At 39.4% G+C, this 14414-nt stretch carries 16 protein-coding genes; 8 read left to right on the forward strand and 8 right to left on the reverse strand.

From position 1 onward, the window contains the following. The first annotated feature begins 105 nt into the window (after positions 1-105). Positions 106-795 carry a proteobacterial dedicated sortase system response regulator gene (gene pdsR / locus ATS71_RS00645; protein ID WP_058403074.1) on the forward strand — a complete coding sequence of 230 codons (690 nt, stop codon included), beginning with the start codon at positions 106-108 and terminating at the stop codon, positions 793-795. Continuing rightward, a complete protein-coding gene (gene pdsS, locus ATS71_RS00650; protein ID WP_058403075.1) occupies positions 795-2924 on the forward strand; it encodes a proteobacterial dedicated sortase system histidine kinase in 2130 nt (709 codons plus the stop codon). Before pdsR ends, pdsS begins: the two co-directional genes overlap by 1 nt. A 188-nt stretch (positions 2925-3112) precedes the next feature. On the opposite strand, the gene ATS71_RS00655 is transcribed toward pdsS, so the two are convergent. The 4 genes from ATS71_RS00655 to ATS71_RS00675 form a co-directional block, all read right to left on the reverse strand. Further along, complete coding sequence (locus ATS71_RS00655; protein ID WP_058403076.1) at positions 3113-3451, reverse strand: hypothetical protein; 339 nt, start codon at positions 3449-3451, stop codon at positions 3113-3115. 357 nt (positions 3452-3808) lie between these two features. Beyond that, complete coding sequence (locus ATS71_RS00665; protein WP_058403078.1) at positions 3809-4243, reverse strand: hypothetical protein; 435 nt, start codon at positions 4241-4243, stop codon at positions 3809-3811. Between the two features lie 115 nt (positions 4244-4358). Beyond that, the gene (locus ATS71_RS00670; RefSeq protein WP_058403079.1) at positions 4359-4985 is read right to left on the reverse strand and encodes a hypothetical protein; all 627 of its coding nucleotides are present in this window, start codon (positions 4983-4985) and stop codon (positions 4359-4361) included. 577 nt (positions 4986-5562) lie between these two features. Beyond that, the gene (locus tag ATS71_RS00675) at positions 5563-6816 is read right to left on the reverse strand and encodes a multifunctional CCA addition/repair protein (protein WP_058403080.1); all 1254 of its coding nucleotides are present in this window, start codon (positions 6814-6816) and stop codon (positions 5563-5565) included. A gap of 124 nt (positions 6817-6940) precedes the next feature. On the opposite strand from ATS71_RS00675, the gene ATS71_RS00680 reads away from it, so the two are divergent. After that, complete coding sequence (locus ATS71_RS00680; protein WP_058403081.1) at positions 6941-7168, forward strand: hypothetical protein; 228 nt, start codon at positions 6941-6943, stop codon at positions 7166-7168. Between the two features lie 42 nt (positions 7169-7210). Here ATS71_RS00680 and ATS71_RS00685 read toward each other — a convergent pair whose 3' ends face one another. The 4 genes from ATS71_RS00685 to ATS71_RS00700 are packed head-to-tail and all read right to left on the reverse strand — an operon-like array spanning position 7211 to position 11059. Then, positions 7211-7711: a DUF1543 domain-containing protein gene (locus ATS71_RS00685; RefSeq protein WP_058403082.1), complete on the reverse strand. Its 501-nt coding sequence runs from the start codon at positions 7709-7711 to the stop codon at positions 7211-7213. A gap of 20 nt (positions 7712-7731) precedes the next feature. Then, on the reverse strand, positions 7732-9081 hold the full coding sequence (locus ATS71_RS00690) for a sigma 54-interacting transcriptional regulator (RefSeq protein WP_058403083.1): 1350 nt from the start codon (positions 9079-9081) through the stop codon (positions 7732-7734). 2 nt (positions 9082-9083) lie between these two features. Continuing rightward, a complete protein-coding gene (locus ATS71_RS00695) occupies positions 9084-9599 on the reverse strand; it encodes a hypothetical protein (protein ID WP_058403084.1) in 516 nt (171 codons plus the stop codon). A gap of 2 nt (positions 9600-9601) precedes the next feature. Continuing rightward, positions 9602-11059, reverse strand: coding sequence for a sensor histidine kinase (locus ATS71_RS00700; RefSeq protein ID WP_058403085.1), 1458 nt, complete (start codon positions 11057-11059; stop codon positions 9602-9604). A gap of 308 nt (positions 11060-11367) precedes the next feature. On the opposite strand from ATS71_RS00700, the gene ATS71_RS00705 reads away from it, so the two are divergent. The 5 genes from ATS71_RS00705 to ATS71_RS00725 all read left to right on the forward strand — a co-directional run bounded on the left by ATS71_RS00705 (position 11368) and on the right by ATS71_RS00725 (position 14371). Further along, on the forward strand, positions 11368-11601 hold the full coding sequence (locus ATS71_RS00705; protein ID WP_058403086.1) for an EF-hand domain-containing protein: 234 nt from the start codon (positions 11368-11370) through the stop codon (positions 11599-11601). 24 nt (positions 11602-11625) lie between these two features. Then, entirely contained in the window at positions 11626-11853 is a 228-nt protein-coding gene (locus ATS71_RS00710) for a hypothetical protein (RefSeq protein ID WP_058403087.1), read from the forward strand. A 180-nt stretch (positions 11854-12033) separates the two neighbouring features. Further along, positions 12034-12270, forward strand: a complete 237-nt coding sequence (locus ATS71_RS00715; RefSeq protein ID WP_058403088.1) for an EF-hand domain-containing protein — start codon at positions 12034-12036, stop codon at positions 12268-12270. Positions 12271-12278: 8 nt separating this feature from the next. Then, positions 12279-12515: a calcium-binding protein gene (locus ATS71_RS00720; RefSeq protein WP_058403089.1), complete on the forward strand. Its 237-nt coding sequence runs from the start codon at positions 12279-12281 to the stop codon at positions 12513-12515. A gap of 167 nt (positions 12516-12682) precedes the next feature. Continuing rightward, a complete protein-coding gene (locus ATS71_RS00725) occupies positions 12683-14371 on the forward strand; it encodes an amidohydrolase (protein WP_058403090.1) in 1689 nt (562 codons plus the stop codon). The last annotated feature ends 43 nt before the right edge of the window (positions 14372-14414 follow it).

Raw genomic sequence — 14414 nt, forward strand, 5'->3', positions numbered from 1 at the left:
AAACCGCTGAGCAATTGTGGCAAAAAAATGGCAATTGCCTTTTTAACCGTACATAGCTAAAAAACTTCGATATAGTGCGCTTTATAATAAATAGGGGTGTGTAAAATGAAAAAAATAGCCATCATTGAAGATGAAACCGCAATCCGCGAAAACTACATGGAAATGTTAGGCGCACAGGGCTATCAGGTAAGTGGTTACAGCGACCGCATAACAGCAGAAAATGCATTTAAAGACGCACTCCCCGATTTAGCCATTGTTGATATAGGCCTTGGCCACGAAATTGATGGCGGTTTTTTACTATGCCAAACCCTGCGTACTTTATCTAAAACGCTCCCTATTATTTTTTTAACCGCACGCGATAGCGAAATAGACACAGTTTGCGGCCTGCGTATGGGCGCCGACGACTACCTAACAAAAGACATTAGCTTGGCTCATTTAGCTGCCCGAATAGGCGCATTGTTTCGCAGAATGGAAGCTCTTGAACAACCCGCCGATGCCAATGCACTTATAACCCGCGGGCAGCTGGTGCTCGACACGCAACGCATGCAAGTGTTTTGGCAGCAGCAATTAGTGGATTTAACCGTGACCGAGTTTTGGATGCTACATTCACTGGCGCAGCGCCCGGGCCATGTTAAAAGCCGTAACGATTTAATGAGCGATGCAAAAATATATGTGGACGACAGCACCATCACCTCCCACGTAAAACGTATTCGTAAAAAGTTTATCGCCCTTGACTCGCAGTTTGACTGTATCGATACCGTGTATGGCATGGGTTATAGGTGGGAGCAACATTAATGCTTAGATTTGGCCTGCGCAGTAAGTTTATTGTGCTTTCTTGTTTTTTATTTTTACTGCCATGGCTAGGTTACGAATATGTGTGGGAAATGGAAAAGTTTTTACGCCAAGGCCAAGAAAAAACCCTCGTAGGCACAACGCGTGCACTTGCCACTGCTCTGCACGAACGTCCTGCTTTATTTGACGAGCAAACCAACTTTCTAGACCAAGTAATAAAAGGCCGCGATTTATACGCCTATAACCTAAAAAACCCTATTCAGCTCGATGGCAAACTAACCGACTGGGAACCCTACAAAGCGTTGTTCTGGCATTACGATAAACGCTATTTACAAAAAACCAATAAAAACCACCAAGCCAGCGATTTATCGTTCGACCACATGGTAGGTAAATTTGATAACTACTTATACGCCGTTTTTAATGTGACCGACAACACACTTATTTATCGTGCTAAAAACAGCTTAAGCATCACTAATAACGACCATTTAAAAATTGGTTTAAAAACCCCTGATGGCCAGTTTAATACGTATATCATAGCCCCTAGGCAAGACGGCTGGGTTAATGCATTTAATGCAAACACCAAAGCGCCATTTACAAAAATTCAGGGCTATTTTAAACGCACCCAAACAGGTTACACCGTTGAACTGCGCTTTCCGTTAGCCATGCTAGGAAACAAACTGGGTTTTGCTATTGTAGATACCGATAGCTTAAACGAGTTAACTAACGTTATGTCGACCTCTAACTTAAATAACCCAAGCGATTTAGGCTCGGTGCTAGTGCCTTCACCAGAAATTAGCCGAATTTTAAAAGGAATGGGCCACAGCGGCAGCCGTATATGGGTCGTAGACAATCACCACCGCGTGCTTGCACAATCGGGCACCATTCAAAACGCTGATGGTGTATGGGCAGATGGCCTTAAAAATCAGCCGCCTCAAAATGCATGGCAACGTTTTGAGCAAACCTATTTGCACCCACTTTATTATAAAATTTTAACCCGCCCTGAAAACGAATTTATAGATACCCTACACGACGTAGCATCTATGCAAGGCAGTCATTTAGCCAATGCACTAAAAGGCCAACCTGCATCGTCTTGGCGGCTCACCCCCGATAGCAAAGCCGTTATTTTATCAGCGGCCTACCCTATTTGGATTGAAGACAACGTTATTGGTGCAGTAATAGCAGAAGAAACCACCAACGGTGTTCGCACGCTTCGTAATAAATCGCTCGAAAAGTTATTTAACGTTATTTTAGCCGTCATGCTAATAGGGACTGTGACTTTATTCTTTTTTGCATCACGAATATCGAGCCGCATCAGGCGCCTTCGCGATACCGCAGAGCAAGCAATAGATGCACAAGGGCGTGTTACAGGCAGTATTAGTTACAGTGATTCTAATGATGAAATTGGCGACCTGTCGCGTAGCTTTGCAAATATTGTAAGCCGATTGGGCGGCTATACCGACTATTTAGAAAATATGTCGTCGCGTTTATCTCACGAACTACGTACGCCAGTTGCGGTAGTGCGTTCTTCTCTTGAAAACTTACAAAGTTTGGAGCAAACCGAGCTTAGTCAAAAATACCTCGATCGCGCCAGTGAAGGCGTAGAGCGCCTAGGTAAAATAATTACCACCATGAGTGAGGCTACTCGCCTTGAGCAAAGCATTCAAAGCAATGACCCCGAACCATTTGACCTACGCTCTGTTATTAACGGCTGTATGCAAGGGTATTTACTCACTTACCCTAAGCAATTATTTACGCTTGATATATGCCCAAATTCATTACCTATGCAAGGCGCACCAGAGTTTATAGCGCAGCTGCTTGATAAGCTCATTAATAACGCTTTGGAATTTAGTGAAGCTAACACAGCAATTGAAGTCAACCTGAAGCAAAGCGAAAACAAAGCAACATTAACGGTAAGTAATACAGGTACTTTATTGCCTGAAGGGTTGAGCGAGCATATATTTGATTCTATGGTGTCTGTGCGCAGCCAGCACATGCAGCAACAACCGCATTTAGGCTTAGGACTTTATATTGTAAGGCTAGTGTGCGATTACCATAAAGGCAGTGTAAGTGCGCAAAATAATACACAAAATAATGGGGTCACTTTTACAGTAAGTTTGCCGTTAGCAAATTAGTTGAATGATTTTTAGTCTTCATTAGTTTTAACCTGCTCTAGCAGGGGGAACTAATAAGACTCAATTAAACCAAAGAGCTTAATACCAGCTGATTACAAATCATTAGTAAAACGACTAGCAAAGCAGAAAAATAGTGGGTAAACGGGCATAAAAACATAAACGTTATGCTCTGAAGTTTAATACCAGTGCTAGTTACTGACTTTTAAAGTTAAGTAAATATAACCAATATATAAAATTACAAATACATACCCTACAGATATCAAACCATTAAGGCCCCAAACACCATACCAAAACTTACCATAAAAATAAGTACTCTTTCTTAACTTGGTATTAAATAGTGCGATAGATGAAGGAATTAACAACAAGGCTGAAAAACCAAAAAGTGGCGCTACAAAAAACATTAAAAACAAGCCAATAGCACCTTCTGCTGAAGCGCTACTGTCAGGCGAAAGCGGAGCTAAGGCCCAAAACAAACACAAAAATGACACTATTGATGTCAATAAACCTAAAAATTGAATTGAACGCATACCTTCCTTGTTATTACACCTTTATCAATCTTATGTCTTTAATCATATTCACGGACATTTTTGCCCACAAGAGAATACCAATAAAACCTAAACCAAGTAACAAGTAGTGCTTAATGTTGCTTAACCCATCAGCATACATAAAGATAATAAAACTGTACCCAAATAAAAACACCGCAAATAATGGGATGGTAATTATTGCAGCAAATATTCTAAATTTACGTGATTGGCGAACCATAGTATTTCCTAATTTTTATATGTAAAATTGGCTTAAAATGGTTGGCTAAAATGAAGCGAGGCGAACAGCCCGCTGATATTTAGCCTTTGTTAAATTACTCTTTATATTTTTGTTATTTCAATTCAAAGACAATTTTTTATATTTTTGTTAAGAGAATCTTTTTCAAATGCTATAGAAACCATTGAAAGTTTCACCACCAGCTTTTCTCCCTTAAATAGAGCTAAGTCGGTTACTATCTCAGCACCATCAATATCGGAAAGTAAAATAGTTTCATCAATTTTTTTCCAGCCCGATAACCCTTTGAGTAAGATTAATTTACTGTCTATTTTGATTTCGTATTGACGAAAACTGGTTACCATCCACCAAGCAAAAGTAGATGTTGTAAACAAAGCTAGAATTAGCGCCAAGAGTTGTTCAATTAGCGATAACGAAATATTGTTCTCACTAACTAATAAAAGAGCACCTGCGTAAATCAGAAAGAATCCGATAAAGTTAAATAGTAGTAAAAATATCGATTTAAAAATAATTTGAAAAACTGAACTACGGATAACAGACATAGACTCTCTATTAATTTTACGCCCTAATAATGGGCAAAAAATTGTTGGCTAAAATGTTCAGGAACGAAAACAACCAACTGTTTTTTTTCCTTATTTATTAGCTTTTTAGGCATATTTAATACTCAACATACTTTACAATATTGTTTATAAATAAACCCGTATTTTCAACAGAAAGATGTAATATCCAACGGATATGTGGGCTTTCTTTAGATGATACAAAAATACTAAATGGATCGTTAATACTTGAACCTACGCTATTAACAACAAACTTTGAATTAGGAACTGCATTTATAAACTCCTTACAGTCCGAACAAAACCATAAAGAGTAAAATGGAATTCGGTTAATTAATTCAAATTCATTGGCGTTTAATTTTGATATGAAGTTCGTTAAATTATCAAAAAACAGATCTTTATTATATTCACTAGGAAGGTAATACAGTGACACATATTCATTTTCATTTATTCGAGGGCAAGCATTACCAATTACAGATGACCAAAGATATTTATCAGTTGAATCCTCTTTTCCTAAGGCATACTTTGTAATTTGACAGTTCCCGCGTGGGGTTTTGATCGGAGCAGATACGACTAGTGCAACATTGTGAAGAGTTAATTTTTTCTTTTCAGAAGTAGGACAGTAAAATATTGCATCAATATCTTCTTTAATAGGGACATTTAAGAAGAGTATATCTTCTTTTCCCGTAATATATTTACAGTGTGATACAGAGATTGTTTCAGCATACAATTTACTAGCAAAACTAGTAATCAGAACGACAAAGAAAATAAGTGTTTTACGATTTAAAATTGTGAACTTCCTCTAGAACCAAACACCTCAACTGAATATATGCCTAACAACTTTGTATTCGACATATGCCGCTTTATAAGCCGGCACATGTCCAAATATTACAATCAATCTAATGTAGCCAGCTAGTAAGCGCATGTAAACAAATAGTTATATCGCATTTAAATATTCTAAATGTAAAAGTGCCCTAAAATGGTAGAGTTCAGTAATATTGAACAAAAAAGTAATGCGCTAATAAACAGTGAGGAAATAAACAGTCACCTTTCTTTGTAACTATTCACTTTTAATTCAGTCGCGTTCACATACTCTGGGGCTATATTAACACATTAAGCAGTAGGATTTGCCGTGACCCCATCACTTGAACGAGAAGAGCTCGACTTTATTTTTAGTTTATATAAATCAGATAAAAATGCTGAGCCTGAGGCAACTAAACCACAGCACACGCAAGTAAACGACCTTTAAAAAGTACCGCGCCTTGAGGTGCAAGGCATATCGCGGTACTTAATTTAATCTACACAAATTAATTTGCTGTACTTGGCTCACCGCTTAAAAACGCTTTAATACAGTTTATTTCTGCCAGCTTTACCGCTTCGCCTATTGCTGGGCCTTTTTTGCCACTTTTAAGTGCCTGTTGCACTATGTGCTTTTTATCCATTTGCTGTAATTTACTATGAATGGCGCGCAACTTAATTGCCTGCGGGTAAGGCTTATTAACCAGTGTTTCCCCGCGCCCTTGCGCATCACATTGGCAGGCTTGGGTAAAGGCTAAAAAGCGCTCAGGGTGCACCAACCCATTTAAATTAGTGACAATTAATTTATGAATAGTTTGCGGCCTAAGCTGATCAATCGTATGGCATAAAGTGTGGTTATCGCTGGTAAGCATGCCAATATCACGAAAGCGATTAGGCACTTTTAAACGATTACAAAATGACTCTACTACCGCTACACCTTCGCGTTCATGACCGCGTAAATTGCCGCGTATTTTATAGCTAAGGGCTTTACCAAAATCGTGTGTAAGCGCAGCAAAGCGGGTTTCTAAATTAAAATTTAAGTCGGCCGCACGCCTAAGCACCAACATTGTATGCACAAATACATCGCCTTCAGGGTGATGATTGGCAGGTTGTGGTACATTTTTCATTTGTTCAATTTCTGGAAAAATGCCCAGCCCATCTAATGCTTGAAAATAAAGCTCGGGGTACTTTTCGCCAAGCGCTTTTTCGGTTTCTAGCCATACCCGTTCGGGCACTAAATGGTTAAGCTCACCTTTATTTTTAAGCTCTCGCATTAACGCATAGGTACTTGGGTGGATTTGCCAATCACTGCCATAACGTGCTAAAAATCGCGCAATGCGTAACACGCGTACCGGATCTTCTACAAATGCGTGTGTGGTGTGGCGCAGTATTTTATTTTGTAAATCGTGTTGCCCATTAAAGGGGTCAATAATTTTACCGTTTTCGTCAAGCGCCATAGAGTTTATGGTTAAGTCGCGCCTTGCTAAGTCTTCTTCGAGTGTTACGCTAGGGCTGGCGTCTACAACAAAGCCAGTATAGCCTTTACCGCTTTTTCGCTCGGTACGCCCTAATGCGTACTCTTCTTTTGTTTTGGGGTGTAAATAAACAGGAAAGTCGCTACCTATTGGTAAAAAACCAAGCGATTCCATGGTACTTGGCGTTTCGCCAATAACCACATAATCGTTATCTTTTGATGCAATGTTTAGCAGTTTGTCGCGTACTGCCCCGCCAACTAGGTAAACGTTTTTTAAGCTACTTTTCACGTTGTTTCCACACTGATTTACAAACTTCATTTATAGCAATCATATCATTAAAAGCGCTGCTGTTTGCCAAGCATATGTAAGCTCATTACAATAGCGCATCATTTTTTGTTTAAGCAATTATTCAATGAAAAATCATTCATCAAAAAAAGAACTTATGCTGCTGCCAATTTTGTTGGTCGTTATTGTTATGTGTGTAGCGGGTCACTTTTTATTGCAAGCTAATTTTCAAGACAGCAACATGGTTGAATACATGTTAGCAGCTCTGCCGTTCGCTATGTTTGGCTTGGTTATTGTAGCCTTTAAGCTGGCATCGAACAGTGAAAAAGATGAACAAAACGAGCAAGAAAAATAGCAGCGTGAGATAGCTTTATTATTCAAAGTTCAGGTTACTTACTTATAAAACATGGTAACCAAACCAATCCGGTTTTATAGGCTGAGAAAGCCCGCTTGGGGTAAGCTTTATTGTTAATTGACTGTCGAGCAAGTCTATTGCAAAGCAATCGTCTACGTCGTGTAAGTCGTCTTTATGTATATGGCTCAGGCCTGCGAGCAAATCGTGTTTAGCGCGCTGTTTTGCCTCTTCACGGCTGCTTGCTACATACAATGCAAAGTCGTGTTGCTCCGCCATTGAGTCGCTTCTGTAAGCGCCTAAATTTACAAAATAAAGCTGCTTATTTTGTTCAACATAACCGTCTACCACTTCTACTTTGTAGCCATCAATATTATTAACAGCCATAAAACTATCCATGTGTACGCTGTTTTTATCGCCAACCCATTGGCTTTTTAATTTGGTGTAGGTTTGCTCTATGTTTTGCCCAACCACAAACCGAATGTCGTGCATTTCTATGTGGCAACCTTGAATTCGCCCGCCTAAATACACCATAAATAACTGCATGAAGATTCCTTTAATGTTTTTTACGCCAAACTCTCAACATCAATATTGTGTTTTTTAATGAGTTTATAAAAGTCTGAACGATTACGCTTAGCAAGTTTGGCGCCTTCTGCTACGTTGCCGCCGGCCATTTTTAGCGTATTAATAACGTAATCACGTTCAAATTCTTTTTTAGCGTCGTTTAATGAGAGTGGCTCTACGCTTTTTTCGTTACTATCGAGTGCGGCTAACACTAAATGCGCTGAAATAACCTCGCCCGGTGTTAAGGCTACCACTTGTTCAACAACGTTTTGTAACTGACGAATATTTCCTGGCCAATCATAACGTACCAATGCGTGCATGGCATCATTGGCAAAGTGTTTTTCATTTTGGTTCATGCGTTTAGCGATACTTGCGCTAAAGTATTGGGCCAAGAGGCTTATATCTTCACGGCGTTCACACAGTGGTGGTAATTTTAAATTAACCACATTTAGGCGGTAGTATAAATCTTCTCTAAACTGTTGGTTTTTAATGGCTTCGGGCAAGTTTTTGTGAGTTGCCGATACAATACGCACATCAATTGGGATCTCTTCTTGAAAACCCACTGGGCGAATGGTTTTTTCTTGTAGCACACGCAGTAGCTTTACTTGTAAGTTAAGGGGCATATCGCCAATTTCATCTAAAAATAATGTACCGCCCTGCGCTTGCTGAAATAAACCTTGGTGATCTTTTACAGCACCAGTAAACGCTCCTTTTTTGTGGCCAAATAATTCAGACTCTAAAAGTTCCCCTGGTACAGCACCACAATTTATAGCTACAAAGGGCCCGTTACTAACTTGGCTATGCTGGTGAATAGCTTGCGCTAGTAACTCCTTTCCCGTTCCACTGGCCCCCGAAATAAGCACATTAACTTGAGTAGGCCCAAGTAACTTAACTTGTTCAAGCAAGTGCAACATGGCACCACTGCGCGTTACTATATTACTTTTTGATGGGGCTTCATCGGTATTTACACCGTGAATGTCTATTGCATTTGCAAGGCTATCGAATAGCTCGTCTTTATCGACCGGTTTAGTAATAAAAGCAAAAATACCTTGTTTGGTGGCTTCAACCGCATCAGGAATAGAGCCATGCGCCGTCATCATAATTACTGGTAATGCAGGGTATCGACTTTGCAGTTGACGATGCAGCGCCATGCCGTCCATTTCATCCATTCGTAAGTCCGTAATGACGGCATCAAACACGTGGCTTTTTAAAATTTGTAGTGCTGCTAAGCCACTTTCACAAGTTGTTACTTGATAGCCTTTTGATTCAATACGAATAGCAAGTAACTTTAATAAACTTGCATCGTCGTCAACTAATAACACTTTTGCTTGGTGCGGGCTATTTCTGGTCATGGTTACTGCTCCTTAGTGTCTTCGCGAAGTAATAGCTGCTGCTCTATATCTGCTAGCGACGACAGGGTTTTCTGCATTTGGTTATTAAGTGCTTGCTGCTCTTTTTGCGCGTTTATTTGTAAGGTGATTTGCTGTTTTTGCAGCCATAAATACTGTTTTATATCATCAGGCCAAAAATAGGCTAGGTCGAGTTTAAGTAACTTGGTCATTACTGTATTTGGGTCGGTACTTACGTTTAAGCACATAAATTTAAAAAATGCTTTTAGCTCATTTTCACCTTTAAATGACCGCTTTGTTGGTGGCAATGTAAAACCGCCGCATTGATTTGCATGCAGCGCTATAACCCGCTCAGCGGAGGGGTAAACAGGGGCTAATTTAGGCATTGGCTTGGGGCTAGGAGATACATTTTTAGTATTTGATATTTTAGTATCGCCCAGCGCTTGCGTGCCATCATTAAGCTCACAACCCGATACAATTAGGCTACCTGCAAGCACACATAAAATAGTGAGTATGCGCATTGTTAATTAACTCCTAAATTTTTACTGATTGGTATTTTTATTAAAAAACGGCAACCGTGTGGTTTATTTTTCTCAACACTTAATGTGCCTTGTAGCTGCTCAACCGTCTCTTTTACTATTGTTAGGCCCAAACCACTGCCTTGTAAGGTAATACTTTGCTCATGTTTACCTTGATAAAACGCACTAAAAATATGCTTTATTTCGTGCTCTTTAATGCCACAGCCATTATCGGCCACCTCCAAACACAGCTGATGTTGCTCGCATTTTAAATTTACAATCACACCTTGGTTATCATCAGAAAATTTTAAGCTATTTGAAATTAACTGAATTAGCATCATTTCTATTAGTTCATTAGGAAGCGCAAGGACAGTGCTTGAAACAGAGTTTTGCCACTGAATAAGTTGCTTTCGAGCCGTTAGACGATGCTCAAAATGACCATTAATTTTTTTAATTAAATGATTAATATTAACCTCGCTTGAGCTGTTTATTGTTGCTCTAATAGCGTTATAACTGAGTAGGCTATCTATCATCATGCGAAGGCGCACCGTAGATTGAGTTATAAGGGAAAGCACCGCTTTTTGTTCGTTATTAATAGGGCCAACAATTTCATCGGTGAGTAAATCGGTTCCTTCAACCATAGAGGCAAGTGGTGTTTTAAGTTCGTGTGTTACGTGGCGTAAAAACGTATCCTTTTGTTGCTCAAGCATATACAGCTGAGTTTGTACCCACTGTAGTTTTTCTCCGAGTTCGACTAACTCTGACGAGCCTTTTACTGCTATCTTTTGCTGCCAATCCCCCTGCCCGAGCTTATCAATAACCCTAGTAAGCCCTTTTAAGCGCAAACTTATACGCCATAAAAAGCCGCCGCCAACCAATAAAGTAAGAGGAATAAGTGCCACTAGCCAATTTATAAACGACGCTTGTAGGCTGGCTAGCTCGTTTTGGTTATGGGTTATTTGCGCTTCGTTTTTATTTTTGAGCCACACTGTGAGCTCTGTAATTGACTCGCTTATGGGTAAAAAGAGCGCTGCTTTTTGCTGTTTTTTCTCAACGAGCTGGTGTTGTGCTGTTTGCAAAATAGTTAAAAGCTGTGTCCATTGGTTTATGTAGTCTGGGTTTGCATTAATGTATTTGAGTTCATTTATGCTCTGCACAGACGATTGCCATTTATCAACAATGAGGGTGTTGAGCGCATCACTTTTTAACACCCAATTTTGCCTTGTTGCGCGTTCAAGGCTATTAAGGTCTTGCTTTAAATTAGCGAACGATTTTGTGAGCTGGTAATGGTTACTCACAATTTGCTGGGTGGTTGCTAGCTGTTTATTTAACGCATTTAAAAAAACAATAACCACAATAGAGAGTGGCAATAACGACAGCAGCATGCTTAAAGCAAACTGCCCTATTAAATTAGGGCGCCAATTAAGCATTGCATTGTAATGTTTAGCAAACGTTGCAGCCATTGCAGTAAACTCTGTAAGTAAATAACTCGCCTATTATTATCAATACCGCCTATACACATGCTGAACCATATTCATTTTAAATCGCCATAATGTTGCTAAACAGCAACAGCACAACTGATTGATTTAACTAAGATCACAAAAAATACCTTCAACCCTGTTGCTGTATTTACACAAAATTACACACAGTCAGTGTAATTTTTACCTACAAACCCAAACTAAAAAACACAACTCATTGAAAGTAAATAAAAATAAAATTTGGCACCCTTTTTGTAATGGGTGTAATAAATAAATTTAATAGGGAAATACACATGAACATTAACACTTTGGTTTTTTCAACATTACTTGCGTTGGGTTTTGTGAATACAGGCGCATACGCTATGGACGTTGACGCTACGTTTAATGAACTAGATAAGGACAGAAACGGCCTGTTAAGCGAAGCCGAGGCAAAAATGGACGCCGTGCTTAAGGAAAACTTTGCACAAATAGACACAGACCAAAATGGTCAGTTGTCGCTAAATGAATTCAGAAAATTTATTCAATAAATTAACTTCAAAAGGAATGAAATTATGAAACAACTTATTGCTGCTTTTTTATTATTATTTTTAGCTATCAGTGCAACGGTATTAGCTTCTCCTTCGGCCGTGCGATTTGCACACTTAGATACAAACATGGACGGAAGTATCTCGTTTGTTGAAGCTAGGCAAGATAAAGAGCTACTTAGACAGTTTACCGATTTAGACGAAGACAACGACGAGATGATCTCTAAAGCAGAGTTTGAAAACTTTAAGCCATAACAGATTAAGTTTTGCTTAAGCTTTTAACTTGTAAAGTGTACTAAAGCATTTGCCATAATCCCTGAGGGAATGTGTAAAAGGATTTAATGTTGGGAGTTAAATTATGGCAAGTGCTTTATCTAATTAAGCGTAATACCTCATTATTCAATACAACTTAATTAACCTTTTGGAAGGACTACCATGAAGATACGTTACTTTGTAACCACCATAGCGTTGCTTTTAAGTTTTAATGCTTCTGCACTTGATGTAAAACAGCGCTTTGATCACCTCGATACTGATAAAAACGGTTACCTTACTCATAACGAACTAGAACGCCAGCCCCAGTTACTTAGCACGTTTATAATGTGGGATAAAAATCAAGATAAACAAATTTCATTAATTGAATTTAAAAATTACCTTACTAACAATCTTTACTGAGTACTTTAATGAATCCCATACACTTTTTTATTTTATGCGCTCTACTGGTATTTAGCGCATCAAGTTTTGCCATCAGTGACAGCATTAATAACCAATTTAAAAAAATAGACAGAAATAAAGACGGATTTTTAACTCGCTCTGAAGCCTCAATAGACCCAGCCTTGTGGTCTAAATTTGTAAGTTACGACCAAGATAAAGACGGCCGGCTAACACTGAGCGAATACCATTTATATGCCAGCAAGTAGCACAAATTTAATTAACCTTTTTAACCTAACGTTTTAGGCAATTAATTTAATAGCTAAGCAGCTAGCTTAGCTTTAACTGTCTATTTTACGAGCTTATCGCATCCTATTGGTATTCTAAAAAAGAGTTTGCTAGTGTTATTGCACTAAAAATAACAAATCAGTGCACTATGTTACTCAAAAAATTACTTAAACCACTTATACTTGCCAGTCTCTGTGCAGGATCTAGCTTTGCGATTGCGCAAACCAAAGTTATTTATAATGCCAATGGTTATACTCCGCTTCATAAAGGCAAAATGCAAAAAGGCGAGCTTCAACAATTTAGCACTTTGGTTATAAAAGATGGCAAGGTTGTTAAAGTAGGCGGCGACACACTCAAAGAAAGCTTTCCAGATGCCAAGCTAATAGACGCGAAAGGCAACACATTACTACCCGGCTTAATTGATGCCCATGGCCATGTTATTGGGCTAGGCGATAACTTATCGCAGTTAGATGTACGCGGTGCGAAGTCGGTTGATGACGTTACAAATAAATTAAAGCAATTTGCGCAAGGCAAACAAGGTTGGATCATCGGCCGTGGCTGGAACCAAGAGTTATGGCCAGATACACGTTTCCCTAGCGCTAAAGATTTAGACAAAGTGGTAAGCGATCGTCCGGTTGTTCTATCTCGTGTTGATAGCCATGCAATTTGGGTTAACTCAAAAGCGCTTGAACTTGCAGGCATTAACGCCGACACAAAATCGCCAAAAGGCGGTGAGGTAGTTAAAGATGAATTTGGTAACCCTACCGGTATTTTTGTTGATAAAGCTGAATCGTTAATTGTTCAGCACTTGCCAGCCCCTTCAAAACAAGATATTAGCAACTCACTCGATGCCGCAGGTAAGCATTTATTAAGTTTAGGTATTACCTCTACTCACGATGCAGGGATAGATAAAGCCACATGGGAAGTGTACAAAGAGCGCGGTGAACAAGGCAATTTACCTTTACGTATTGTGGCAATGCTAAGCGGTGCTAGCCCAGACTTACCGGCTATGCTAAAAGCCGGGCCATATCACGATAACTACGACTTTATGGAAATTCGTAGTGTAAAAGTATATGCCGATGGTGCATTAGGCTCGCGTGGCGCAGCGCTTATTGAAGATTATGCCGACCGTGCTGGCCATCATGGGTTAATGCTTGAAACCCAAGAGAAACTCGAAGCTTTATTTACGCAAAGCTTTAAAAATGGCTTTACCGCCAACACCCATGCCATTGGTGACAAAGCCAATCGTGTGGTTTTAGACGCTTACGAAAATGTGTTTAAAAAAACAGGCGGTATTTTGCTGCGCAACCGAATTGAGCACGCACAAATAGTAACGCCAGACGATATACCTCGATTTAAAGCACTAAAAATTATTCCATCTATGCAACCTGTGCATGCAACATCTGACATGCATATGGCAGAGCAACGCCTAACTGAAAAGCAACTTAGCTTTGCGTACGCATGGCAAACATTTTTACAACAAGGTTCAGTGGTTGCTGCGGGCTCTGATTACCCTGTAGAGCTTGCAAATCCATTTGATGGTTTATATTCAGCAATAACGCGAATGGATCATAACAAACTGCCTGAAAACGGCTGGCGTCCAAGCGAAATATTAAGCCGCGAAGATGCACTACGTGCATTTACACTGGGCGGTGCTTATGCGGCGCATCAAGAGTTTAAAATAGGAAGCCTAGAACAAGGTAAATGGGCCGACTTTATTTTAGTGGATAAAGATTATTTTAAAGTACCCGTTGAAGATATTTACAAAACTCAAGTACTACAAACATGGATTGCCGGTATGAAGCGATTCGATAACAAAGAGAGCGCAGCTAAATAAACAAAAAAAGGGTTAACGCAAGTTAACCCTTTTTTAATACAAA

Source organism: Pseudoalteromonas sp. H71, from assembly GCF_001468485.1.
Classification (GTDB): Bacteria; Pseudomonadota; Gammaproteobacteria; order Enterobacterales; family Alteromonadaceae; genus Pseudoalteromonas.

Coding starts and splice junctions, on each gene's coding strand:
- ATS71_RS00710 (WP_058403087.1), top strand. CDS start 11,626: ATGAAACAACTTATTGCTGCTTTTTTATTATTATTTTTAGCTATCAGT.
- pdsS (WP_058403075.1), top strand. CDS start 795: ATGCTTAGATTTGGCCTGCGCAGTAAGTTTATTGTGCTTTCTTGTTTT.
- ATS71_RS00725 (WP_058403090.1), top strand. CDS start 12,683: ATGTTACTCAAAAAATTACTTAAACCACTTATACTTGCCAGTCTCTGT.
- ATS71_RS00685 (WP_058403082.1), bottom strand. CDS start 7,711: ATGCAGTTATTTATGGTGTATTTAGGCGGGCGAATTCAAGGTTGCCAC.
- ATS71_RS00700 (WP_058403085.1), bottom strand. CDS start 11,059: ATGGCTGCAACGTTTGCTAAACATTACAATGCAATGCTTAATTGGCGC.
- ATS71_RS00705 (WP_058403086.1), top strand. CDS start 11,368: ATGAACATTAACACTTTGGTTTTTTCAACATTACTTGCGTTGGGTTTT.
- ATS71_RS00655 (WP_058403076.1), bottom strand. CDS start 3,451: ATGCGTTCAATTCAATTTTTAGGTTTATTGACATCAATAGTGTCATTT.
- ATS71_RS00695 (WP_058403084.1), bottom strand. CDS start 9,599: ATGCGCATACTCACTATTTTATGTGTGCTTGCAGGTAGCCTAATTGTA.
- pdsR (WP_058403074.1), top strand. CDS start 106: ATGAAAAAAATAGCCATCATTGAAGATGAAACCGCAATCCGCGAAAAC.
- ATS71_RS00665 (WP_058403078.1), bottom strand. CDS start 4,243: ATGTCTGTTATCCGTAGTTCAGTTTTTCAAATTATTTTTAAATCGATA.
- ATS71_RS00720 (WP_058403089.1), top strand. CDS start 12,279: ATGAATCCCATACACTTTTTTATTTTATGCGCTCTACTGGTATTTAGC.
- ATS71_RS00680 (WP_058403081.1), top strand. CDS start 6,941: ATGAAAAATCATTCATCAAAAAAAGAACTTATGCTGCTGCCAATTTTG.
- ATS71_RS00715 (WP_058403088.1), top strand. CDS start 12,034: ATGAAGATACGTTACTTTGTAACCACCATAGCGTTGCTTTTAAGTTTT.
- ATS71_RS00690 (WP_058403083.1), bottom strand. CDS start 9,081: ATGACCAGAAATAGCCCGCACCAAGCAAAAGTGTTATTAGTTGACGAC.